The 20,664-nt window shown below is 42.2% G+C and carries 23 protein-coding genes and 1 pseudogene; 19 read left to right on the top strand and 5 right to left on the bottom strand.

What is annotated here, in order from left to right:
- Positions 1-119: 119 nt before the first annotated feature.
- The 5 genes from DW025_RS03875 (at position 120) to DW025_RS03850 (ending at position 4,991) form a co-directional block, all read left to right on the top strand.
- Complete coding sequence (locus DW025_RS03875) at positions 120-599, top strand: Hsp20/alpha crystallin family protein (protein ID WP_119998781.1); 480 nt, start codon at positions 120-122, stop codon at positions 597-599.
- A gap of 518 nt (positions 600-1,117) precedes the next feature.
- Positions 1,118-2,917, top strand: a complete 1,800-nt coding sequence (locus DW025_RS03865; protein WP_119998779.1) for a diguanylate cyclase domain-containing protein — start codon at positions 1,118-1,120, stop codon at positions 2,915-2,917.
- 207 nt (positions 2,918-3,124) lie between these two features.
- Positions 3,125-3,625: a hypothetical protein gene (locus tag DW025_RS03860; protein ID WP_117551388.1), complete on the top strand. Its 501-nt coding sequence runs from the start codon at positions 3,125-3,127 to the stop codon at positions 3,623-3,625.
- A gap of 49 nt (positions 3,626-3,674) precedes the next feature.
- Positions 3,675-4,037 (top strand): acyl-CoA thioester hydrolase/BAAT C-terminal domain-containing protein, encoded by a 363-nt coding sequence (locus DW025_RS03855; RefSeq protein ID WP_243104882.1) that lies wholly within the window; start codon positions 3,675-3,677, stop codon positions 4,035-4,037.
- Between the two features lie 195 nt (positions 4,038-4,232).
- A complete protein-coding gene (locus tag DW025_RS03850) occupies positions 4,233-4,991 on the top strand; it encodes an alpha/beta fold hydrolase (protein WP_119998778.1) in 759 nt (252 codons plus the stop codon).
- 92 nt (positions 4,992-5,083) lie between these two features.
- Here DW025_RS03850 and DW025_RS15435 read toward each other — a convergent pair whose 3' ends face one another.
- Positions 5,084-5,446 carry a TetR-like C-terminal domain-containing protein gene (locus tag DW025_RS15435; RefSeq protein WP_243104890.1) on the bottom strand — a complete coding sequence of 121 codons (363 nt, stop codon included), beginning with the start codon at positions 5,444-5,446 and terminating at the stop codon, positions 5,084-5,086.
- Positions 5,447-5,462: 16 nt separating this feature from the next.
- Between DW025_RS15435 and DW025_RS03845 the strand changes: the two are divergent.
- From DW025_RS03845 to DW025_RS03825, 5 genes and pseudogenes are all read left to right on the top strand, one after another.
- A pseudogene (locus tag DW025_RS03845) lies at positions 5,463-6,362 on the top strand (ATP-binding protein); the annotation flags it as partial.
- A gap of 259 nt (positions 6,363-6,621) precedes the next feature.
- Positions 6,622-7,101: an Hsp20/alpha crystallin family protein gene (locus DW025_RS03840; RefSeq protein ID WP_118017860.1), complete on the top strand. Its 480-nt coding sequence runs from the start codon at positions 6,622-6,624 to the stop codon at positions 7,099-7,101.
- Between the two features lie 273 nt (positions 7,102-7,374).
- A complete protein-coding gene (locus tag DW025_RS03835) occupies positions 7,375-8,712 on the top strand; it encodes an acetyl-CoA hydrolase/transferase family protein (RefSeq protein WP_119998774.1) in 1,338 nt (445 codons plus the stop codon).
- Positions 8,709-9,227, top strand: coding sequence for an NUDIX domain-containing protein (locus tag DW025_RS03830; protein ID WP_118758127.1), 519 nt, complete (start codon positions 8,709-8,711; stop codon positions 9,225-9,227). The genes DW025_RS03835 and DW025_RS03830 overlap by 4 nt, the downstream gene beginning before the upstream one ends.
- 82 nt (positions 9,228-9,309) lie before the next feature.
- Positions 9,310-10,170, top strand: a complete 861-nt coding sequence (locus DW025_RS03825; RefSeq protein WP_119998773.1) for a metallophosphoesterase — start codon at positions 9,310-9,312, stop codon at positions 10,168-10,170.
- A gap of 121 nt (positions 10,171-10,291) precedes the next feature.
- Here the strand turns inward: DW025_RS03825 and DW025_RS03820 are convergent, their stop codons facing one another.
- Together DW025_RS03820 and DW025_RS03815 are read right to left on the bottom strand one after the other, a co-directional pair.
- The gene (locus tag DW025_RS03820; protein WP_117551076.1) at positions 10,292-11,818 is read right to left on the bottom strand and encodes a CoA-transferase; all 1,527 of its coding nucleotides are present in this window, start codon (positions 11,816-11,818) and stop codon (positions 10,292-10,294) included.
- Positions 11,819-12,163: 345 nt separating this feature from the next.
- Positions 12,164-12,760 carry an N-acetyltransferase gene (locus DW025_RS03815; RefSeq protein ID WP_119998771.1) on the bottom strand — a complete coding sequence of 199 codons (597 nt, stop codon included), beginning with the start codon at positions 12,758-12,760 and terminating at the stop codon, positions 12,164-12,166.
- 292 nt (positions 12,761-13,052) lie between these two features.
- Here DW025_RS03815 and DW025_RS03810 point away from each other — a divergent pair, with 292 nt between their 5' ends.
- The 5 genes from DW025_RS03810 to DW025_RS15545 all read left to right on the top strand — a co-directional run bounded on the left by DW025_RS03810 (position 13,053) and on the right by DW025_RS15545 (position 14,369).
- Positions 13,053-13,346 (top strand): type II toxin-antitoxin system RelB/DinJ family antitoxin, encoded by a 294-nt coding sequence (locus DW025_RS03810; protein ID WP_117551079.1) that lies wholly within the window; start codon positions 13,053-13,055, stop codon positions 13,344-13,346.
- On the top strand, positions 13,336-13,650 hold the full coding sequence (locus tag DW025_RS03805) for a type II toxin-antitoxin system RelE/ParE family toxin (protein WP_117551080.1): 315 nt from the start codon (positions 13,336-13,338) through the stop codon (positions 13,648-13,650). Before DW025_RS03810 ends, DW025_RS03805 begins: the two co-directional genes overlap by 11 nt.
- Positions 13,651-13,723: 73 nt before the next feature.
- The gene (locus tag DW025_RS03800) at positions 13,724-14,032 is read left to right on the top strand and encodes a type II toxin-antitoxin system RelB/DinJ family antitoxin (protein WP_118017854.1); all 309 of its coding nucleotides are present in this window, start codon (positions 13,724-13,726) and stop codon (positions 14,030-14,032) included.
- On the top strand, positions 14,029-14,250 hold the full coding sequence (locus DW025_RS03795; protein ID WP_330521884.1) for a type II toxin-antitoxin system RelE/ParE family toxin: 222 nt from the start codon (positions 14,029-14,031) through the stop codon (positions 14,248-14,250). Before DW025_RS03800 ends, DW025_RS03795 begins: the two co-directional genes overlap by 4 nt.
- Positions 14,208-14,369, top strand: a complete 162-nt coding sequence (locus DW025_RS15545) for a type II toxin-antitoxin system RelE/ParE family toxin (protein WP_442872059.1) — start codon at positions 14,208-14,210, stop codon at positions 14,367-14,369. The genes DW025_RS03795 and DW025_RS15545 overlap by 43 nt, the downstream gene beginning before the upstream one ends.
- A gap of 66 nt (positions 14,370-14,435) precedes the next feature.
- On the opposite strand, the gene DW025_RS14935 is transcribed toward DW025_RS15545, so the two are convergent.
- Both DW025_RS14935 and DW025_RS14930 read right to left on the bottom strand, forming a co-directional pair.
- Positions 14,436-14,786, bottom strand: coding sequence for a sodium ion-translocating decarboxylase subunit beta (locus DW025_RS14935; RefSeq protein ID WP_207666796.1), 351 nt, complete (start codon positions 14,784-14,786; stop codon positions 14,436-14,438).
- On the bottom strand, positions 14,722-14,946 hold the full coding sequence (locus tag DW025_RS14930; protein ID WP_243104889.1) for a sodium ion-translocating decarboxylase subunit beta: 225 nt from the start codon (positions 14,944-14,946) through the stop codon (positions 14,722-14,724). The genes DW025_RS14935 and DW025_RS14930 overlap by 65 nt, the downstream gene beginning before the upstream one ends.
- A 649-nt stretch (positions 14,947-15,595) precedes the next feature.
- Here DW025_RS14930 and DW025_RS15275 point away from each other — a divergent pair.
- From DW025_RS15275 to DW025_RS03775, 4 genes are all read left to right on the top strand, one after another.
- Complete coding sequence (locus tag DW025_RS15275) at positions 15,596-15,721, top strand: hypothetical protein (protein ID WP_015534073.1); 126 nt, start codon at positions 15,596-15,598, stop codon at positions 15,719-15,721.
- A 237-nt stretch (positions 15,722-15,958) separates the two neighbouring features.
- Complete coding sequence (locus tag DW025_RS03785; RefSeq protein ID WP_119998769.1) at positions 15,959-17,311, top strand: hypothetical protein; 1,353 nt, start codon at positions 15,959-15,961, stop codon at positions 17,309-17,311.
- Positions 17,292-17,993 carry an ABC transporter ATP-binding protein gene (locus DW025_RS03780; protein WP_015534070.1) on the top strand — a complete coding sequence of 234 codons (702 nt, stop codon included), beginning with the start codon at positions 17,292-17,294 and terminating at the stop codon, positions 17,991-17,993. Before DW025_RS03785 ends, DW025_RS03780 begins: the two co-directional genes overlap by 20 nt.
- 7 nt (positions 17,994-18,000) lie before the next feature.
- Entirely contained in the window at positions 18,001-20,508 is a 2,508-nt protein-coding gene (locus tag DW025_RS03775) for an ABC transporter permease (protein WP_243104881.1), read from the top strand.
- The last annotated feature ends 156 nt before the right edge of the window (positions 20,509-20,664 follow it).

Here is a 20,664-nt window from a genome sequence, read left to right as displayed (position 1 = left end):
AAAGTTTATCTTGATAATTATTTTGAAAGTAACAGTAAACAAAAAGTCTAAGTGCCTTGGGGTTTCATAAGAAACCACAATTTCCGACACTTGTTTGAGATTGAAAGGAGAAATGACTTATGTTACCTAGTATTTTTGGAGAAGATTTATTTGATGATTGGATGAATGACTATTTCCCATTTGGAAGGGATTTTGACAAGGAGTTTAGTAAAGCGTTAGCACCTACCGAGCATGCTCTGTATGGCAAGCATGCAAAGAACATGATGAAGACCGATGTCCGTGAGACAGACGATTCATATGAAGTAGATATGGATCTCCCAGGATTCAAGAAAGATGAAGTAAAGGTTCAGCTTGCTGATGGTTACCTGACAATTGAGGCTGCAAAGGGTCTGGATAAGGATGAGAAGGACAAGAAGAGCGGCAAGTACATCAGGCGTGAGCGTTATGCCGGCAGCATGAGCAGAAGTTTCTATGTCGGTGAAGGAGTTACTCAGGAAGACATTCATGCAAAGTATGAACATGGCGTACTGAAACTGTCGATTCCTAAGAAGGAAGAGCAGAAGAATGTAGAGAAGAGTAATTACATCGCAATCGAATAATGTAAGAAATGCGAGATTACTTAATAACAGATGACTAATATTCGTAGAGCCCTCCGTGTATCTGCAAGGTGCAGGTATGCGGGGGGCTCTTTTGCTTGTCTGTTCCAGGGACAATCCTCATGACAAAAGAAACGTCCCCATTAAAGTATCAGCCATGAAAATAATATGACAGCCAAAGGCATGGTTATGATACAGAACAAAGTAGTAAATACATTTAAAAGACTGGAGTATGTAGCATCTTTGTTATATATTATCTTTTTCCATTCCAGATGTGGCTTTTCGGAGAGCATTGTGCTGCAGTGTGTCCAGGATCATAATAAAAAAGTTAATAAGCTTTCCGAGCAAAATTATACTTATCTGCATAGCGATTACCTCTTTTCGTTTCTGTATTATAATACTGTTCCTCTAAAAAAACATCCCTGAATGCTGACTTGTCAAAAATAAAAGAATGCGATAAAATATGTGCAATTTGTAGAGAACTTGTAAATAGCATCCAAAATAAGGAGAGATGACATACTATGAATTCGCGTAAAAACCATAACAAAAAGCTTATGTTGCCGGTTCTCATTTTTCTGGTTGGCTGTCTGGTTTTGACAGTAGTTTTATATCATTCATATAGATCAAATTATAAACAGGTACGGAATGTCACAGCGCTTAATGCCACAACATATGCAGAACGACTACAGAATGACATGAACCGTGGAGTTGCAATTACAGATACACTTGAAGAGATAGCAATCAGCGAAAATGGGAAAATTGACAATTTTCAAAAAGTTGCTCGGGATCTGATGGCAGATTTTATTCAGAGCATACAGATTGCGCCTGACGGTGTTGTCACAGATATATATCCGGAGGCAGGGAATGAAGCTGGAAAGATAGATTTGATGCATGATGAAAGTCGTGGAGAGATATGCCGCTATGGAAGAGATAAAAATATAGTCACGATGCAGGGTCCTTTTGATTTAAAACAGGGGGGGCAGGGCATTGCGATTAGAAATCCTGTATATCTGGAGGGCGCAGATGGCTCTCCAGTATTTTGGGGATTTACCATAGTAATTATACGTGTTCCGGAGATATTTACAGAATCAATTCAGGCACTCACAAAATTCGGTTATGATTACTCCCTGACAAAGACAGTTTCCCCTTTGTCTGATGATACAGAGATAGTATCATCATCCGGCAATATTATGAAGAATCCGATTACATTTGAGTTTGAATTTGGCGGCTGTCTATTTGATTTTGAGGTAATGCCTGCTGATGGCTGGAGTCATGGGTGGAATGTATTTCCACAGCTGTTTTTGGGAATATGTGTTATTTTGCTCTTAACTGGATTAACGGTTGTCATCCTTGTGATTGAGAGACATAGAGATATATTAAAAAAAATAGCGATAACAGATCCACTGACCGGACTCTTGAATCGTAAGGGCTTTGACGAACAGCTCAAAAAGGTTATGCAGGGCGATCTTCATATTCATTGTGTGGGTATACAGATGGATATTGATGATTTTAAATTTATAAATGATATGTATGGTCATGTGGTTGGAGATGCCGCACTGAAAAGTCTTGCACAGGACATGCAGAGCTATTTCAATGATAATTCTATTCTTTGCAGAAATGGCGGTGATGAGTTTTCTGTCATTCTGGTTGACACAACAGAGGAAGAGGCAAGAAAGAAAATAGAACACTTTACTCTTCAGCCACGACATATAACGTATAATGGTGAGGAGCATCCATTTTACATTTCTCTCGGGTATGCAGAATATCCAAAAGATTGTGAAGATGTTTTGAAGCTTATCAGATGTGCGGATATGGCACTTTATGCGGTAAAACTTCATGGAAAGCATAATTGCAGTCGTTATCGAGGTGATTATAAGATACAGCACAGAAGACAGCTTGGGTTTGCACTCCAGGATGTATCAAAGAATCTCCCGGGAGCTTTCCTTATATATATAGCTGATCCTGAAAATGATGATATTTTATTTGCAAATCGTGAACTGATAGAATTGGCTGGATGCAGGGATTTTGATGATTTTCTGGATTACACAGACCGTAGATTCAGAAACCTGATCCATCCAGACGAACGGGATTCTGTTGAGACCAGCATCTGGGAACAGATTGATGCAAAGACCAATGGAAATAATGACTATGTAAGGTTCCATTTTGCAAAAAAAGATGGATCATATCTTCCTGTTCTTGATCACGGAAGAATTGTAGAAAACCGTTATTATGGAAATGTATTCTACGTTTTGATCATGGACTGCGCTCTGGTTGAATCTTATTATGATAATAAAACAGGTCTGGGAACTGTGCAGGAATAGCGGATTGGCTTTTACAGTAATAGGACACAAATTCTTCATCCAGCCATTTGCAAATATAGTAGGCTGTTATACTCATTTACATTCTCAGGAAAATATGCTAATATTAGGTTAGTGGCGACTAACTCAATCTCGATGTTTCGATCAGTGCAGCGTCTGTCAGATAGATCGAGGCGATTTTGCATGGCTGGTGTTCGATGAGGAGGCAAAATGAATTATCTATTAGAAATAGTTATTTTTAATGTTATCATTTACACAATTTGCGGTATCAATATAGCAAAGAAGGGAAAGCTTGGCATGATACAGGAATACCCCAAGGCGATACAGGATCGATGCAGAGAGCTTGGATTGATTCAGGAAAGCTCCGGGAAACTTAAGAAGAAAGCAACGATAGGAAAACTGGGATTATTTATCGGATACATATTTTTGCAGACTGTATTAGCGTACTATATCGGCGGTGCACGTACTTTCTCTGAAGGATGGTTTCACGGATATATCATGTGGGTAGTTGAGATGTGGTTTGATGCATTGGTGGTGGATTGTCTGTGGTTTTGCCATAGTAAGAAGATGATAATTCCGGGAACTGAGGATTTGGTGGATGCTTACCATGATTATTGGCATCATATTAAATATGCGGTGATAGGAATGTTCAGCCAGGCGGTGATTGCTTTGCCGGTAGGGCTTTTGGTGATGTGGCTGTCTGGGAGGTAAAGACGCAAGAATAAAAGGCTGAGCATTTTCAGCTTCAAACTGGAATTTGATGAAAGGACTTTCCTATCGTGGGAAGCCGCTTGCTTATATGCCATTTGTTTACGAACATCCAACGTATTGGAAAAAGGTTGAAGAGGAAACGAAAGGCTCAGGTGATATTGAGCGTTCCACATGCCTGTTCATAGATTCCGAAAAAGATCGGGAACATACGGAAGAAGAAATGATAAAGGTTGAAAATATCAAGGAAAAGTTAATTTTGATTGGCGCAGATGATGATAGCTTCTGGGAGGCTGGCAAATATGTCCGCCGGATGGATCAGCGTTTGCAGCAACATCCGCATGAGTGTGAGGCTACAAGAAAGGACGTAGACAAAAGACATTCGGCGGTGCTGCATGAGTGGATTGCGGTATAATGTTCGTGGTACAAGGTGCTTGCCGGACTACAAAAGGTTGGATTCGTCAGTAACCACTGAGGTTTGACGCATCCGGCTTTTATATTACAGAAATATGGCATCGAATGGATATTCGATTCTGCCGATATAATGTATAATAGAAAGTAACAAATCGGAAGTTATCAAATTGATTGGGAAGTATACAGGAGATAAGGAATGACAATTCATGAATATGGAAAAAGTAATGCAAAGACAGTGGTTCTGGTACATCCATCTGTAGTGATGTGGGATTTTTTTGAATATCTAATTCCTTTATTGGAAAAGGATTGTCATGTAATTATTCCGGCATTACCGGGATATGATGAAAATGATTCACAGCAAAATTTTACCAGCGTGGAAAATATCGCCGGGGAATTGGCAGAGTGGTTAGTAAAAAATAAGATTACCACCATTGATGTTCTATATGGCTGTTCTATGGGAGGTAGTATTGTTTTAAGAATGCTTGCAGATAAGAAAATTACCGTAAATAACACAATATGCGATGGCGGAATCACACCATATCAGATACCATGGTTACTTACTCGATTCATTGCTGTTAAGGATTTTCTGCTGATCTCTATGGGAAAAACAGGCGGGTTTAGCCTTCTGGAAAAGGTGTTTGCAACAGATGAATATAGCAAGGAAGATTTAGAATATATGGCGAAAGTTTTCCGCTTTATCAGTTATAAGACCATCTGGAGAACTTTTGAATCATGCAACAACTACAGGATGCCGGAAGGTACTATAGAATATTCGGGTAAATTAGAATATTGGTACGGTGATAAAGAACGTAAAGAAAGAGCAAAAGATTTAGCATATGTAAAAGAACATTTTCTACATGTAAAGTTTATAGAAATGAAAAATATGGGACACGCCAGTATGGCGACATTATATCCAGAAAACATGGCAGAACGTATTATGAATTTAGCAAAGTAAGGAGTTGCAGCAAATAAAAAGAAGTTGTGTTGTGACAACTTCCAGTTGTGCGCCCCGCTAAGGGTGTGTAGTCAAGCCGGTGGGAAGCCGGTTTATCCAAGGTCTAGCCAATCAGATAATAGCGAGTCTTGGGATGATGTCGGTAACGGCATTTGACAAGCGTAGACAGCAAGAAAGCAGGGTTGAATAGTGATTGAGCTTCGAAACGTTAACTTCAGTCGGTCGATTTCAATCCTTCCTCTATACTCCTGCCTTATAATGTCAGCAATTTCCGCAGGACTTTCCTTATATCCATTTTTTAACCACATTTTTATAATACTTGTAATGGCAGCCCTGAAAAATTCACAATGATATTCTATGTATTTATTTCCAAAATGCTGCTCTGCCAGCTTATGATCAAACTGAACTATTTTATAGTTATCATCAAAGCCAAGTTTAAAATATGTGTTAAAAATAATCTGATTATCTTTTATGTATCTAAACAGCTTTTCAAAATCATTAAAAGAAATTAAAAAAGATTACTATTTAGAACAACTTATAAATCGTGAAGGAAATGGTCTGATTAAAATTGTAACAGGAATAAGAAGATGTGGAAAATCATATTTATTGCGAACGCTGTTTAAAAATCATTTGCTTGAAAATGGAGTGGATGAAAAACACATCATTGAAATGGCGTTTGATTTATACTACTTTCTTTTAGATGAAGTGCAGTTGCTGGATGAGTTTGTGAGTGTGCTTAACGGTTTAGCGGATAAGAAGAATTGCGATGTGTTTGTAACGGGAAGTAATGCAAAGTTTTTATCCAGAGATATAGCTACTGAATTTGGAGGCAGAGGGGATGAGGTTCATATGTACCCTTTGAGCTTTTCGGAATTTATGAGTTGCTATGATGGAAATAAATATGATGGATGGAACGAATATATTACTTATGGCGGTATTCCGTTGGTGGTATTAGCCGAAACGGATGAGCAAAAAGTGAATCTATTGGATAATCTGTTTCAGGAAACATATATCAGTGATATTGTGAAACGAAACAAAATCAGAAACGTTGGAGAAATGGAATCATTGCTTGATGTTTTGGCATCCGCAATTGGTGCGTTGACGAATCCTAACAAACTTCAGAAAACATTTAAAAGCGTAAACAATTCGAAGATTACAGCAACAACGATTACGAAATATATTGAATATTTGGAGGATGCTTTTTTAATTGAAGAGGCGAACAGATATGATATTAAGGGAAAGTCCTATATCGGTACGCCAATGAAGTACTATTTTATGGATATGGGACTTAGAAATTCAAGAATTCATTACAGGCAGCTGGAAGTGACACATTCTATGGAGAATGTCATTTACAATGAATTAAGAATGAGAGTATCTATAAGGGATAGAGCCATTTGCGTTCACACAATCTTCACAAAAGAATTAGCACTCACCTCTTGACAGTGCTAACAATCAGGTGTATAACATAGTCAAAGATAAGGAAAGGGATTAGAAAGAAGAGAAAGAATCCCGAAAGCTTATCTTGACAATTATTTTGAAAGTAACAGTAAACAAAAGTCTAAGTGCCTTGGGACTTCATAAGAAGCCGCAATTTCCGACACTTGTTTGAGATTGAAAGGAGAAATGACTTATGTTACCTAGTATTTTTGGAGAAGATTTATTTGATGATTGGATGAATGACTATTTCCCATTTGGAAAGGATTTTGACAAGGAGTTCAGTAAAGCGTTAGCACCTACCGAGCGTGCGCTGTATGGTAAGCATGCAAAGAACATGATGAAGACCGATGTCCGTGAGACAGACGATTCATATGAAGTAGATATGGATCTCCCAGGATTCAATAAAGATGAAGTAAAGGTTCAGCTTGCTGATGGTTACCTGACAATTGAGGCTGCAAAGGGTCTGGATAAGGATGAGAAGGACAAGAAGAGCGGCAAGTATATCAGGCGTGAGCGTTATGCCGGCAGCATGAGCAGAAGTTTCTATGTCGGTGAGGGAGTTACCCAGGAAGACATTCATGCAAAGTATGAACATGGCGTACTGAAACTGTCGATTCCTAAGAAGGAAGAGCAGAAGAAAGTAGAGAAGAGTAATTACATCGCAATCGAATAATGTAAGAAATGCGAGATTACTTAATAACAGATGACTAATATTCGTAGAGCCCTCCGTGTATCTGCAAGGTGCAGGTATGCGGGGGGCTCTTTTGCGTTCTGCTATTAGATGTAAATGAGCATTGTGCCAGTGAAGGCGAAAAAATATTATGAATATTTTTGTGTGGAATATCTCTAAAAATATTGAAATGGTATTTGATTTATTTGATAATAGTGGTTGAGACTGTTGAGGGAGGACAAGCGGTGAAATGTTATTCAATAAAGGGGGATTTATATGTTCGATTTTCAGCAAATGTATAGAGAAAAGCTGCGTACACCGGAGGCTGCGGTGGAGTGTGTCAAGGATGGAGACTGGGTCGATTACACATCGTCCCTTGGAAAACCTGTACTACTTGACAGGGCACTGGCAAAGCGGAGAGATGAGCTGCACGATGTGAAGATCAGGGGTAATCTGATGGCTGGGCCTATAGAGGTTGCAGAGTGCGATGACAGTCAGGAGCATTTTGTTTATCACAGCTGGCACTGTTCGCAGTACGAGAGAAAGCTGTGCGATGAGGGAAAATGCTATTATATACCGATGGTGTTCCACAACAATGCGGCTTATTATGAGTATTTCCTTCATGTGAATGTGGTCATGGTGTCGGTGGGACCTATGGACAAGCATGGTTATTTTAACTTCTCGGTGAATACCGGTGTGGCTGCCCCTATTGCCAGGAAGGCTGACATAGTGATAGTTGAGGTGAATGAGCACATGCCTAAGATACGCGGCGGATATGACGAATGTATTCACATATCGGATGTGGATATGATCGTAGAGGGAGAGCATGAACCATTTGCTGATGTGAAAACACAGGCACCGCGGGAGGTTGACCGGAAGATAGCGGAGCTGCTTATTCCGTATATTGTGGACGGTTCAACACTGCAGCTCGGTATCGGAGGAATGCCAAATGCGGTGGGTGAGATGCTGGCCCAGTCAGATCTCAAGGATCTTGCCATGCACACGGAGCTCTGTTCGGACGCATATCTGGCCCTGTACAAGGCGGGCAAGCTGACAAATAAATACAAGAACATAGACCGTGGAAAAGGCGTATTTGGCTGCGCCATCGGTTCAAATGAGCTGTATGAGTGGCTGGACGACAATCCTGGGATAGCGGCGTACCCACTTGAATATGTGAACAGACCGTATGTCATATCGCAGATAGATAATATGGTATCAATAAACAGTTGCGTGGCTGTGGATCTGTACGGACAGGTGGCGGCGGAGAGCAGCGGTTCACGCCAGATCAGCGGAACCGGCGGACAGCTTGATTTCCTGATCGGAGCATCTGGCTCCCATGGCGGCAAGGCGTTTATATGCATGAGCTCCACCCACACCGACAGGAACGGAGTGAAACACTCCAGGGTTAAGCCACAGTTCAACGGAGATATCATCACCTCCCCTAGAAGTCAGGTGTATTTCCTTGCGACAGAGTACGGAGTCATCAACCTTGAGGGACGCTCCACATGGGAGAGAGCTGAGGCGCTCATCTCCATAGCTCATCCGGATTTTCGCGATATGCTGATAAAGGAGGCCCGGGAGAGAAAGATTTGGCGGAGGTCGAATAAGAGATGAAAAGATTATTTGACATAGATATAAAGGACTACGAAGCGGGCTACAAGGTATACTGCAGACCATCGGCACGTGGAATCATCCTGCAGGGAGACAAGATAGCCCTTGTCTACAGTGGGCGGGAGCACTATTACAAATTTCCAGGTGGCGGTATTCAAGGCGGAGAGGACAAAAAGGCAGCTCTTGTCCGTGAGGTCCGCGAGGAGACCGGGCTTGTGGTCATCCCTGATAGCATAAGAGAATTTGGAAGTGTACTTCGAAGACAGAAGAGTGATAAATCGGAGAATACGATATTTGAACAGGAAAACTTTTATTATATATGTGATGTTGAAGCTGCGAATATAGGACAGGAACTTGATGAATATGAGCGAGAGGCGGGATTTGTGCTAAGAGTCTTGCCAATCGATGAGGCGATATGTGCAAATGACGAGTATCACAGTGAGAATTATTTCGATGAGGTTATGATAAAGAGGGAGCTGCGTGTTCTTCAAATGGTGAAGAAACAGATGAAACTATAGACGCATCTGATTATGTGTAAAATTTTATGTGGGCTGATACTCAGAAACAGGGGAAATGGGGAATTTAAAAGTGGGGCTGCGAATGAAAGGAAAATCTAAAAAACAAAAAAGTAGAAATACGAAAAAGCAGAAATATATAAAATTGGCAATTGCTCTGAGTATATTGATTGTCATAATATTGTTCTGCAATTTTCAGAACAAACACCTTGAAACCACACATTATACATATGCGGCAGAGAAACTTGGTGTGGATCTTGATGGCTATCGGATAGTTCAAATATCGGATCTGCACAATGCAAAGTTTGGCAAGAATAACCAGAAACTGGTGGACAGGATAAGAGAATGTGAACCTGATATGATCGTCCTGACCGGAGATCTTGTGGACTCAAATCACACAAATGTAGACCGCGCAGTCCAATTTGTGGATGAGATCGTGAAAATATGTCCGGTATACTATGTCACAGGCAACCATGAGTATTGGCTGGAGGCTTCTGAGTATGATGAGCTCATGTCTGGACTTACCCGTGCAGGGGCGGTTATTCTGGATGATCAGGTTGTGGAGATATCCAGGGGTGATGCAAAGTTCAGGCTGGTTGGGCTGGACGATAAAAGTCTTGCGGATGGGACACTGGAGGCGTTGCTTAGTGATGAAAAGGAGTTCACGGTCGTTCTTGCACATGAGCCACAATACCTTGCCAGGTATGCCGGCATCGGTGTTGATCTCGTGCTTTCCGGACATGCCCACGGTGGACAGTTCAGACTTCCATTTGTCGGCGGGATAGTGGCGCCGGATCAGGGATTTCTTCCAGAATATACAGCAGGTGAATATTATATGAATGGCACCGAGATGATAGTCAGCCGCGGCCTTGGCAACAGTGTGATTCCGGTGAGGCTGTTTAACTATCCAGAGATTGTGTGCGTGGAGCTGGTGGGGAAACATTAGTTATTGTGAGAAAGTTAATGTAGATAAGAAAATGATGTACATAAAAGATCGTGGGAAGATTTTGAGTAGGGATCTTCTCACGACCTTTTTATATTAGGATTTATTTTTTTCAGACTTCTAGCTATCGCAGCCTTTCATCCACCTCAACCTTGAAAGGAAGCTTGTTCAGAATGTCATGTTCAAGATCAATTCCCGGGTACACCTCAATGAGCTTAAGTCCCTTTTCAGTGAGCTCAAATACGCATCGTTCTGTGACGTATATAACTCTCTGCCTGTTTGCCAGCGCACGTTTTCCTGAGAAACTGATGCTTCTGACATCGTTTACGAACTTAGGAATGCTTCCCTCGTTTTTGATGGTCACGATGCCGTCATTGTCCTCCACGGCAAGCCCCTTCGTGTCAAATGTGAGACAGAACACAACGGTTGCTGTCTTGGCAGTGATATTTGCAAATCCGCCTACACCGGCAAATGCGCCAGGACCCTTGTGGGCATTTACATTCCCGAACCTGTCAACCTCGATTCCGCCCATGAAACAGATATCAAGACCGCCATTGTTGTAGAGATCAAACTGGTTTGCCATGTCATATATGGAGTCTGCGCCGATAACAGCGCCGAACACCTTGCCCGATGCAGGAAATCCTCCTACACCTCCGGATTCTACGGTCAGGGTTATCTTGTCCAGAATACCGTTCTCTCTGGCATACTTGGATACAGTCTCCGGAATTCCAACACCTATGTTGACTATATCGTCCGGTTTCAATTCCAGAGCAGCCCTTCTTCCAATGATCTCTGCGCTTGTATTGACGACATTCTTTGTCTTGGTACGACCGGAAAGCATCTCAGCCCAGTCCTGCCACTGTGAATATGGAATCTCAAAACTTCCTGTCAGGGATTCGTATGATGCGTGTCTTGGCTCCGGCGGTATCTCAACGATAGCGTCAACCAGACATCCCGGAATGATGGTATTGTGAGGTCTTGATGGCCTTGCCACAAGTCTGTCAACCTGCACGATGACCTTTCCGCCATTTGCCTTTACAGCCTGACAGATGGACAGCGCATCTCCTGCGGTAAACAGATCCTCAAATGAGATGTTGCCCTTGCGGTCGGCAGCAGTTCCCTTGATGATAGCCACGTTGATAAGCGGCAGCTTGTAGTAGAGGAATTCCTCACCGTCCAGCTCTACGTATTTTACAAGTGAGTCATCCTTTGATATGTTGTTGATTCCCGGTCCCTCAAGTCTCGGATCGACAAATATATCCAGCCCGACCTTGGAGAGCGCTCCCGGAAGTCCGCCGGCCTGCGCACGAATTGCGTGTGAGATACAGCCGAGTGGGAGATTGTATGCCTCAAATCTGTCCTCAAGGACAAGCTTCTTGGTGCTGTACATGGCTCCGAAATGTCCACAGATGATTTTGTCAACTGCGCCGTCTCTTATGTATCCCTCTGCCGCCTTGTTCTCATCCCACGCACCAAAGCCCGCGCTTGATATAGCTGTGAGGTGCTTCGGCGAACCTGTCCTCTGGTATCTTTTATATAATGCCTCGTGAAGCTCGATTGGAATATCTATGCCGAGAAATGAGTTGAGCGCGATCACATCTCCGTCATTTATAAGCTCCATTGCCTCGTCGGCTGTCATTATCTGGTACATTTGTCTAACCTCGTATCTATAGAATCTTTTGCTGAATTTTAGTCAGTCACTTGCTATTTTTATCTTTTGAGGCTGAGATGTCAAGAAGATTATTAAGGGGAATGGTGATATTGGGGTAGAAAAATTCGACTTATCCTAAAAAGATAAAAAACTTTCTTTTTTCTGACGAAAAATGCGCAAAGGATACAGAAAATCGAAAGTTTGTATCTTTTTGGAGGTTTATAACAAATAAGCGAAAATTTTATGCACAGAAGAGCAAGATTAAGTCAAAAAGATAAAATTAAAAATGCCAGATAAATATGAGCAATGGTTTGGGACTCATATCTAGCTGACATTTTTAGTTTTCTAATCAGGATATTTGATCAGATCGTACATCTTACCATAAGCACCCATATCGCGCACACCCTCAAGCTCCATGCCGAGATGCATGTATTTGTCGCACTTTGACTTGGCATCCGTCTCAAGGATGACTGGAACGTGCAACCTGTTTCCCTCAGAGAAAGCCATGTCCAGAACTTTTCTCATGTATCCCTGTCCCTGGTATTGTTCGCGGACGCAGACCATGCCGACGAATATAAAATCTTTCTTCTCTTTCTTCATTCGATCCTGAAGGGATTTTCCTCCCTTGGACAGAGCTTTTCCCATGCGGATCATCTCTTTAAGGCTCATGTTGTGAAACAGAGCTTTGAGGATAGCCATGCCAGCTTTGAAATTCATTTTCTGTCCCGGCAGGGTGTAGGCGATATACCCCTCGCCCCGCTCGCTGGTCGCGTAGAGCATTTGTCCCTCAAATGCCATACGAACGTAGCCGGCTATGTAATTTGCCACTGCCTCTTTGCTGCTGTAGAACACGCCCATACCTGTTTCTTGCCCGTAGTCGTAATATCCAAACGCATGGCCGATATCCTCGGCTGCCTGTTCATCCCATTTTGTTATCTTCATTGTATTTTCTCCGTTCAATAATTGTGTTGTAATTTCTAATTCCACTCATACGGTTAGATATATCTAACCGTAATCATATTATCATATATAGAGTGAAAATGAAACTATGATCTCATTCAGGATGACATGATAGAAATATATGAAGATGTGAAGGATGCTGATGTCATAGTGTTTGCATATGGAATATCACTACTAAAACAATACATTTGTATTGAATTGGCATAAATTAAGTATTATAATTTATAAAGAAGCGGTGAAGTTGCATATTATTAATACTAGGAGGTGCATGAGAATGGCAAGCACAATACAGGTAAGGGTAGACAATGATCTTAAGTCAAAATCAGATAAATTATTTCATGATCTTGGAACAGATACTACGACAGCTATAAGAATTTTTCTTACCCAGGCAGTTGCAAATAATGGATTTCCATTTGAGATAAAAAGGGTTGTTACAGATCCATATGTGGCAATGACAGAGGAACAGATGATAGACAAACTGACGAAGTCAAGACAACATGCTGAAAAAGGTGAATGTCGTGATGCTGATGTTGTGATAGATGATATGAGGAAGAAGTATGACTTATGAGGTGGTTTTGACAAAAGATGCAGAGAATGATTTGGATAATTTTATTCAATATCTCTTATTTGAAAAACATAGTAAACAGGCTGCAGCAAATGTTCTTCAGGACTTTGAGAATACGAAAAGAAATTTGGAAAAAATTGCTTCAAGTTTGAAACTATGTGATAATCTGCGCTTGAGAAAGCTGGGATATAGAAGAATTAATTTTGAAAGACATAGATATTTTATGTTATATCGAATAGAAGGAGAACGTATTATAGTAGATAATATATTTCATGAATTACAGGATTTTGAGGGAAAAATGATATAAAACAATCCGTAGCGCAATTAACATTAAAGAGTGGGAAGCATGGAAACACTACTTATGAAAGGAGATGCTTTATATGGCTACAAAATCTGCAAATTTATATGCAAGGATTGAACCAGATGTCAAAGAAAAAGCAGAAAGTATCTTGGCTACACTGGGTATCCCTGCTTCTAGTGCTATAAATATGTTTTATAAACAGATTATCTTACAGAGAGGACTTCCATTTGAGGTAAAAATACCATATGACAGACCTGTTGACATCAGCACATTATCAGATGCAGAGTTCGATGAAGAATTGGAGAAAGGATATGCGGATATGCAGGCTGGACGGACGAAAAATGCTAAAAAGGCCTTTACTGACATTCGTAAGGATTATGGAATATGATATATGAATTAGAGATATCCGAGCAGGCTGACAATGATCTGAGAGGAATTTTTGAATATATTGCCTTTGAATTACAATCTCCTCAAAACGCAAGCGGACAGCTTGACCGTCTGGAAGAGCAGATATTAAGTCTGGATACGATGCCGGAGCGTTATCGAAGATACGAGAAAGAACCGTGGAAAAGCCGTGGAAAAGCCGTGGACTTCGTGTATTACTAGTAGATAATTATGTGGTATTTTATATTCCTGATAGCGATAAAAAGGTTGTAACCATTCTTAGAGTAATGTATGCAGGACGTGACACAGACAATCAGTTAAATCTATACACAAAGCAATAGGGTAAAGCAAATGCCACAGCAGCATAAAACTGCTGTGGCATTTTGTGTATATAAAACCATGTAATTTTAACTCAAAAGCGTTATATAAATTCCCGTAAGTATCGCAGTCGTTATAACTCCGCAGATGTTCGCGCCTAGGGCGTAGTCGAGAATAAATGCTGAGGGGTCAGCCTTTGATGCCGCCTTCTGGGCGACCTTTGCGGTTGAAGGTACGCATGACACTCCGGCAATACCGACAGTAGGGTTGAAGTTTCCACGTTTGAACAGGTATACGATGTAGCCTCCGACGATTCCGCCGATACCTGAGAGGAGCAGCGCGAGCATTCCAAGGATCAGGAGCTTGAGCACCTGTTCATTCAGGAACCAGCTTTTGTTTGGATGTGATCTTGCTTTTTCTCTGTTCCCTGACGATGGCATTGCCCCTCATGCTTTTCGGTATGAGCAGCTTGATGAGGTACGGGTAGCCGCCGTATGTAAGGCTGAGGTAGAGATAAGCCACTATAGATATAGGGACAAACAGCTCCGGTGCCAGCTTGAGTGATGCAAATAAAACCATAGGTCCGTCCGCACCGCCGATGATGGAGACTGCGGCTGACGAACCGGCATCAAGGCCCGTTGCTGAATGTGAGTGTGTATATCGGCTGCAGAAAATCTATCTGCATATATTTCATCAGGTCATCGGTGGATGAAAGCGGGGGATTGATGATCAGATTTCCTGTCTGGTTATTTTCAAGGAACAGGACACCGGCACAGTCAAGAAGCTCTTCAAAGCCTTTGACATTTTGTCTGCTCCTGGTAAGCTGTTCGCCGGTTTTTACATTGTAGACTATATTTGCCTCTATAATCCGATTTGCATCGGGGTCTTTATGTCCCTGTTTTTAAGGGATGACTCGGCATGGCTGTCAGCTCCTTTTTGCTAATAACACCCACAATATATCCAATTGAGAAAATGGTGTCAATGAACTGCGGGGGAATTGGGGGTATCTGAACCATATCTTTGCCGAGGGGCAGTACGCTTTCCCGGTTAATATGCGAGTACCTAATCTTCACAAAATCTTCACAAAATAATTAGCACTCACCTCTTGACATTGCTAGCATAGAGGACTATAACATAGTCAAAGATAAGAAAAGGATAGCACAACCGGTGGTGCACATGACCGTTCGGTATATGCACTGCAGATTTCTGTTATATAACATTTTAGGAAAACAGAAAGGAAGTGTTCAAAATGGATAAGAACCCAAAGCATCCATTGAAGAAAAAGAAAGTAGTTCAGAAGGTATATGCGACAGCAAATCATAACGCTGCAGCAGCTGAAGAACCAGCTACACCAAAGTCAAAAAAGCATAAGTAGTGATATGAGACGAAAGTCCCCTGTATCTGCACGAGGCAGGTATGAGGGACTTTTTTTGTCGTGGGAACAGCAATATATAAATTTGATTTCTGAATATGGGGTTACTGATGTATAATATATATAACAAATATTTATGGGATATATTGTCGGACTTGACAGACTGATATATTTTCGAACTAAAATATATTGAGTGTTGATGGGATAATAGATTTGGGACACATGGGGAATATGAAAAATATGGAGAATGCGGAAGGAACGGAAACAACAGATAAGGTCAGAAAAACGGGTAAGCTGGATGAGAAGCTTTTGCCGCCGGACAAGCTTGTACTGCCTAAGGCCTCTACGCCCCAAAATCAGAACAAGCTTAATATGAAGATACTTCTGGTGGAAATTCTCATTGTGGCAGTGATCGCAGTGATCGTGATAGTTATGGCAGTAAATGGTAAGGGCAGGAATCCTGACATGAAAGGGTATTACTATAGAGGGCGCTGGCATCCAATAGGATTCGCCGGCATAGACCTGTATGGTTTCATTATGCTCATACTTATGTGTATTGGCCTCGGAGTGATGCGGGTAATCCCGGGTACTATAGCGGATTTTTCGACAAGACCGGGGAAAGAGAAACGTGGGGAGCTTGAATCTATCAGGAGAAATAATTATGCAAAGCATTTGTGCAGATTGATCGAGATCGATAAGACGGAAATTTTGGATAATATGAGAGATAGATTCAATCCTGTAGTCCAAATCCTTTTTTCGGAGGCACAGGCTGAATGTCTGAATAGATCGAGGGCCTGCAATCATCTTATGGTCAGACTGGGGCTTGGCAGTGTGGATATATCTGATCATGTGGTGGTTCAGGAGGCTGGCGGAAAGCGGGAGAGAGAGGTACAGCTCACAGACGTTGCAAATGAGGTGAAGATAAAAACGGCAGTTATCCACGACTTGCCGGTGGTGCTGGATCTCAGCCGTACCGGGGTTATAGGAATAGTAAGTGATGGAAATAAAAAGAGTGCATTTGATATAGCGAGAAATATCATAGGCCAGCTTGAGATAAATGAGACAAATGACAGGATTCAGCTAGCATTTGCCTGTGATCCGGGTGATGGTGAATGGGTAGGATATGATGAGCTTTATCTGGCGGACCGTAAGAATGGAGAAATCTCTTTTGCCGCAGGAGAAGCTGATGTGAAGGGCTTGTTAGACATGCTGGCAAATGAGCTTCAGAAAAGAAATGGTACTCTGGATTATTTTGTGAATAGCGAGAATGTAGGCGGATATAGGCATATAGTTTTGTTTGTTGACGATCCCGGACTTCTGGAGGGGCATTTGATAAATCGGTACATTTTGCCGGGGGAAGAAAATCTGGATTTTACAGTTGTCGTTCTCTCTGATGATGAAGAGAAGTTTATTTTGGAGATGGACTGTGAGATAATACAAAATGATGATTTTGCGGGAATATATAAGCCTGGAACGGAAGAGTGGATAGAGATCAAATTTGACAGGGTGACCGAGGCAAGGCTGTGGAGTCTGGATGAGATTGTAAGAAAGAACAGTGAAAGGATGGTGCAGGATGAGCTACGTAGAATTTAAAGATGTTAAGAAGGTATACAAGACAGGAGAGGTGGAGATCAATGCTCTGCGCGATGTGGATTTTGAGATAGAAAAGGGAGAGTTCTGCGTCATAGTCGGAGCCTCCGGTGCGGGCAAGACTACTATCTTGAATATACTTGGCGGTATGGATACTCTGACAAGCGGCAGCGTGAAGCTGGATGGCAGAGAGATATCAACTCTGAATAAGAGACAGCTCACGGCATACAGAAGGTATGATGTGGGATTCGTGTTCCAGTTCTACAATCTGGTACAGAACCTTACAGCACTTGAGAACGTGGAGCTGGCGGCACAGATCTGTAAGGAACCGCTGGATGCTGCAACGGTTCTGAAGCAGGTGGGACTTGAGGATCGTATGGCGAACTTCCCGGCACAGCTCTCAGGTGGTGAGCAGCAGAGAGTTGCCATAGCAAGGGCGCTTGCAAAGAATCCAAAGCTTCTGCTCTGTGATGAGCCGACCGGAGCTCTGGATTACAACACAGGCAAGGCTGTGTTGAAGCTCCTTCAGGATACATGCAGAAATACGGGAACGACAGTTATAGTCATAACGCACAACCAGGCACTCACAGCCATGGCGGACAGAGTCATCACGGTTAAGAGCGGAACTGTGGAGAAAGTGGTTATGAATGATAACATCAGGAACGTTGAAGATCTGGAATGGTAGGTGGCCTATGAAATCAATGATGAGACGCACGACATTTCGTGAGATAAAAAATACATTTGGAAGATTTGCAGCCATCATGGCGATCATAGCCCTGGGCGTGGGATTCTTCTCGGGTCTCAAGATGACGAAGCCGGACATGATGAATACCATATCGAATTTCCTTGACAAGGGAAATTTCTATGATCTGCATCTTCTGTCAACTCTTGGATATACGGATGATGACGTGAATTCATTTGCCGGGGAGAAGGATGTGCTGTACGCTGAGGGCGGTTATAGTCTGGACGTCCTATACAAGAACCAGGGTGAAAATGACAGGGTGTTGAAGACTATGTCAGTTCCGGAAAACATCAATAAACTGAGTCTTGTGGACGGACGCATGCCGGAAAAGGAAGATGAATGTGTTGTAGATGCCAAGATGGACAGTATAAAGATAGGTGATGTCATAGAGGTGGCAGATGACGATGCAGCAGAAGGTGAGGACAGCAGTGCACAGGATATCCTTAAGGTGAAGAAATTCACCGTTGTCGGAACTGTCAACTCCCCTCTTTATATTAATTTTGAAAGAGGCACCACAACCCTTGGAAATGGTAAGATCGCGGGCTTTGTATATGTCAGCCCTGAAGCATTTGACAGCGAATGCTACACCGATGTATATGTGAAATTTGACAGAAAGTTTGATCTGTATGCCGATGAGTATGAAGACTATATAGACGACAGGAAGGACGAATGGGAGTCAATATGTAAGACCAGTGTACTGGACAGATATAAGGATATCCTCATGGCAAAGGGTATGACGGAGGATATGGTGAAGGACATAACGCTGGATGATGCAGATGGTGTGAACTATTACATACTCGGCAGGGAGACGAATATCGGATATGTCTGCTTTGAGAGCGATTCAGACATAGTGAATGGAGTTGCAAAGGTATTTCCGGTATTCTTTATATTGGTTGCCGTGCTCGTGTGTATGACTACCATGAACAGGATGGTTGAGGAGCAGCGCTCTATGATAGGTATGCTGAAGGCTCTAGGCTATGGCAAGGCGGCGATCATGGGAAAATATATGATCTATTCGGGAACTGCGGCTGTAGTAGGATGTGCAGGTGGATATCTTATAGGTACATATGTATTTCCGGAGGTTATCTGGTATGCATATCATATGATGTATATACATCTGCCACTTGAGAGAACCACAGACTGGACGCTGGTTATTGGCGTGCTGGCAGCATCCCTTTTGTGCACTGTAGGTACAACCTGGTTTTCCTGTAGATACGAGCTTTCTGAGACTGCGGCAAGTCTTATGAGACCTAAGGCTCCGAAGCCGGGCAAGAGGGTGTTCCTTGAGCATATCCCATTTATATGGAAGAGACTGAAATTTCTGAGAAAGGTAAGTGTCAGAAATGTATTCAGATATAAAAAGCGTTTTTTTATGATGATAATAGGAATAAGCGGCTGTACTGCGCTGCTGCTCACAGGCTTTGGAATAAACGATTCCATAAGCGGATTTGCGGACAATCAATATGGGGAGATACAGGTTGGAGATGGAGTGATAACGCTGAATACATCGATTGCGGGTGATAGAGAAGATGAGCGCTTCAGTAGTCTGAAAGACCGGCTGGAGGAGGATACCTCCTGCTATGATCTCGTCAGTGAATCTACCTGGGATCTGGTTCATGATGGTGGCGTAAAGTCCGTGAACATGGTCATCATGGAAGAACCTGAGCACGTTGACAGGTATATGAAGTTTGCTGATAAAGATGGTGCGAAGATAGAATATCCGGGCAAAGGGGAAGCTGTGATCAATACTGCGCTGGCAGAACAGTACGACATCAAAACAGGCGATGTAATAACGGTCAGAGACAGCGAGATGAAAGAGATAAGAGTTTCCGTATCAGGCATATTCAGGAATCATGTATACAACTATGTGTATATATCACCTGAAACATATGAGGATCAGATGGGGGAAGCACCTCAGTACAAATCGGTGTACTTCAATCTTGAGGAAGGCGCAGATTCGCATGAGATATCTGCCGATCTTATGGGTGATGCAGCAACAGCGTCAGTGACTATCAACAAGGATATGAAGAACAGAATATCTAAGATGATGGAGAGTCTGAATTATATAGTAATTGTAGTCATACTCTCGGCTGGTGCACTTGCATTTATCGTTCTCTACAACCTGACAAATATCAATATCACAGAGCGCCTCAGGGAGATTGCAACCATAAAGGTTCTGGGATTTTTCAAAAACGAGACTTCAGCTTATGTGTTCAGGGAGAACAGAGTCCTGACGACATTCGGAATCGCTGTGGGACTTGTGCTTGGAGTTTTTTTACATGCATTTGTCATAGGCCAGATCAAGGTGGATATGGTTGCATTTGATACGTATATAGCGCCGATGAGCTATGTGTACAGTATCGTTCTGACATTTGTGTTCAATTTCCTTGTCAACAGAGTCATGTCAGTCAAGCTTGATAAGATAAATATGGCGGAGTCGCTTAAGTCGGTGGAGTGATCCTTTTATATATGGCATGTATCAGAATAGCCAAGATGCTTATTACGATCCACAGGGCGTACAGTATAGACGGTACGTTCTGTGGATTTTTTTATAAAAAAGTTGTTTTCACCGCCTGTTACTAGCCTTTTGGTTAGTGTACATTGAAAAACACAG

It is taken from the genome of Coprococcus sp. AF38-1, from assembly GCF_003603945.1.
In the GTDB taxonomy this organism is placed as follows: domain Bacteria; phylum Bacillota; class Clostridia; order Lachnospirales; family Lachnospiraceae; genus Coprococcus; species Coprococcus aceti.
This window is presented reverse-complemented; position numbering and strand designations above follow the sequence as displayed.

Excerpts from the sequence above, each read along its gene's own strand:
- DW025_RS14935 (WP_207666796.1), bottom strand. The coding sequence starts at position 14,786 with ATGCCATCGTCAGGGAACAGAGAAAAAGCAAGATCACATCCAAACAAA.
- DW025_RS03820 (WP_117551076.1), bottom strand. The coding sequence starts at position 11,818 with ATGTACCAGATAATGACAGCCGACGAGGCAATGGAGCTTATAAATGAC.
- DW025_RS03865 (WP_119998779.1), top strand. The coding sequence starts at position 1,118 with ATGAATTCGCGTAAAAACCATAACAAAAAGCTTATGTTGCCGGTTCTC.
- DW025_RS03835 (WP_119998774.1), top strand. The coding sequence starts at position 7,375 with ATGTTCGATTTTCAGCAAATGTATAGAGAAAAGCTGCGTACACCGGAG.
- DW025_RS15275 (WP_015534073.1), top strand. The coding sequence starts at position 15,596 with ATGGATAAGAACCCAAAGCATCCATTGAAGAAAAAGAAAGTAGTTCAG.
- DW025_RS03830 (WP_118758127.1), top strand. The coding sequence starts at position 8,709 with ATGAAAAGATTATTTGACATAGATATAAAGGACTACGAAGCGGGCTAC.
- DW025_RS03810 (WP_117551079.1), top strand. The coding sequence starts at position 13,053 with ATGGCAAGCACAATACAGGTAAGGGTAGACAATGATCTTAAGTCAAAA.
- DW025_RS03780 (WP_015534070.1), top strand. The coding sequence starts at position 17,292 with ATGAGCTACGTAGAATTTAAAGATGTTAAGAAGGTATACAAGACAGGA.
- DW025_RS03795 (WP_330521884.1), top strand. The coding sequence starts at position 14,029 with ATGATATATGAATTAGAGATATCCGAGCAGGCTGACAATGATCTGAGA.
- DW025_RS03800 (WP_118017854.1), top strand. The coding sequence starts at position 13,724 with ATGGCTACAAAATCTGCAAATTTATATGCAAGGATTGAACCAGATGTC.
- DW025_RS03860 (WP_117551388.1), top strand. The coding sequence starts at position 3,125 with ATGAATTATCTATTAGAAATAGTTATTTTTAATGTTATCATTTACACA.
- DW025_RS03840 (WP_118017860.1), top strand. The coding sequence starts at position 6,622 with ATGTTACCTAGTATTTTTGGAGAAGATTTATTTGATGATTGGATGAAT.
- DW025_RS03825 (WP_119998773.1), top strand. The coding sequence starts at position 9,310 with ATGAAAGGAAAATCTAAAAAACAAAAAAGTAGAAATACGAAAAAGCAG.
- DW025_RS03875 (WP_119998781.1), top strand. The coding sequence starts at position 120 with ATGTTACCTAGTATTTTTGGAGAAGATTTATTTGATGATTGGATGAAT.
- DW025_RS03775 (WP_243104881.1), top strand. The coding sequence starts at position 18,001 with ATGAAATCAATGATGAGACGCACGACATTTCGTGAGATAAAAAATACA.
- DW025_RS03855 (WP_243104882.1), top strand. The coding sequence starts at position 3,675 with ATGAAAGGACTTTCCTATCGTGGGAAGCCGCTTGCTTATATGCCATTT.
- DW025_RS03805 (WP_117551080.1), top strand. The coding sequence starts at position 13,336 with ATGACTTATGAGGTGGTTTTGACAAAAGATGCAGAGAATGATTTGGAT.
- DW025_RS03850 (WP_119998778.1), top strand. The coding sequence starts at position 4,233 with ATGACAATTCATGAATATGGAAAAAGTAATGCAAAGACAGTGGTTCTG.
- DW025_RS03815 (WP_119998771.1), bottom strand. The coding sequence starts at position 12,760 with ATGAAGATAACAAAATGGGATGAACAGGCAGCCGAGGATATCGGCCAT.
- DW025_RS03785 (WP_119998769.1), top strand. The coding sequence starts at position 15,959 with ATGGAGAATGCGGAAGGAACGGAAACAACAGATAAGGTCAGAAAAACG.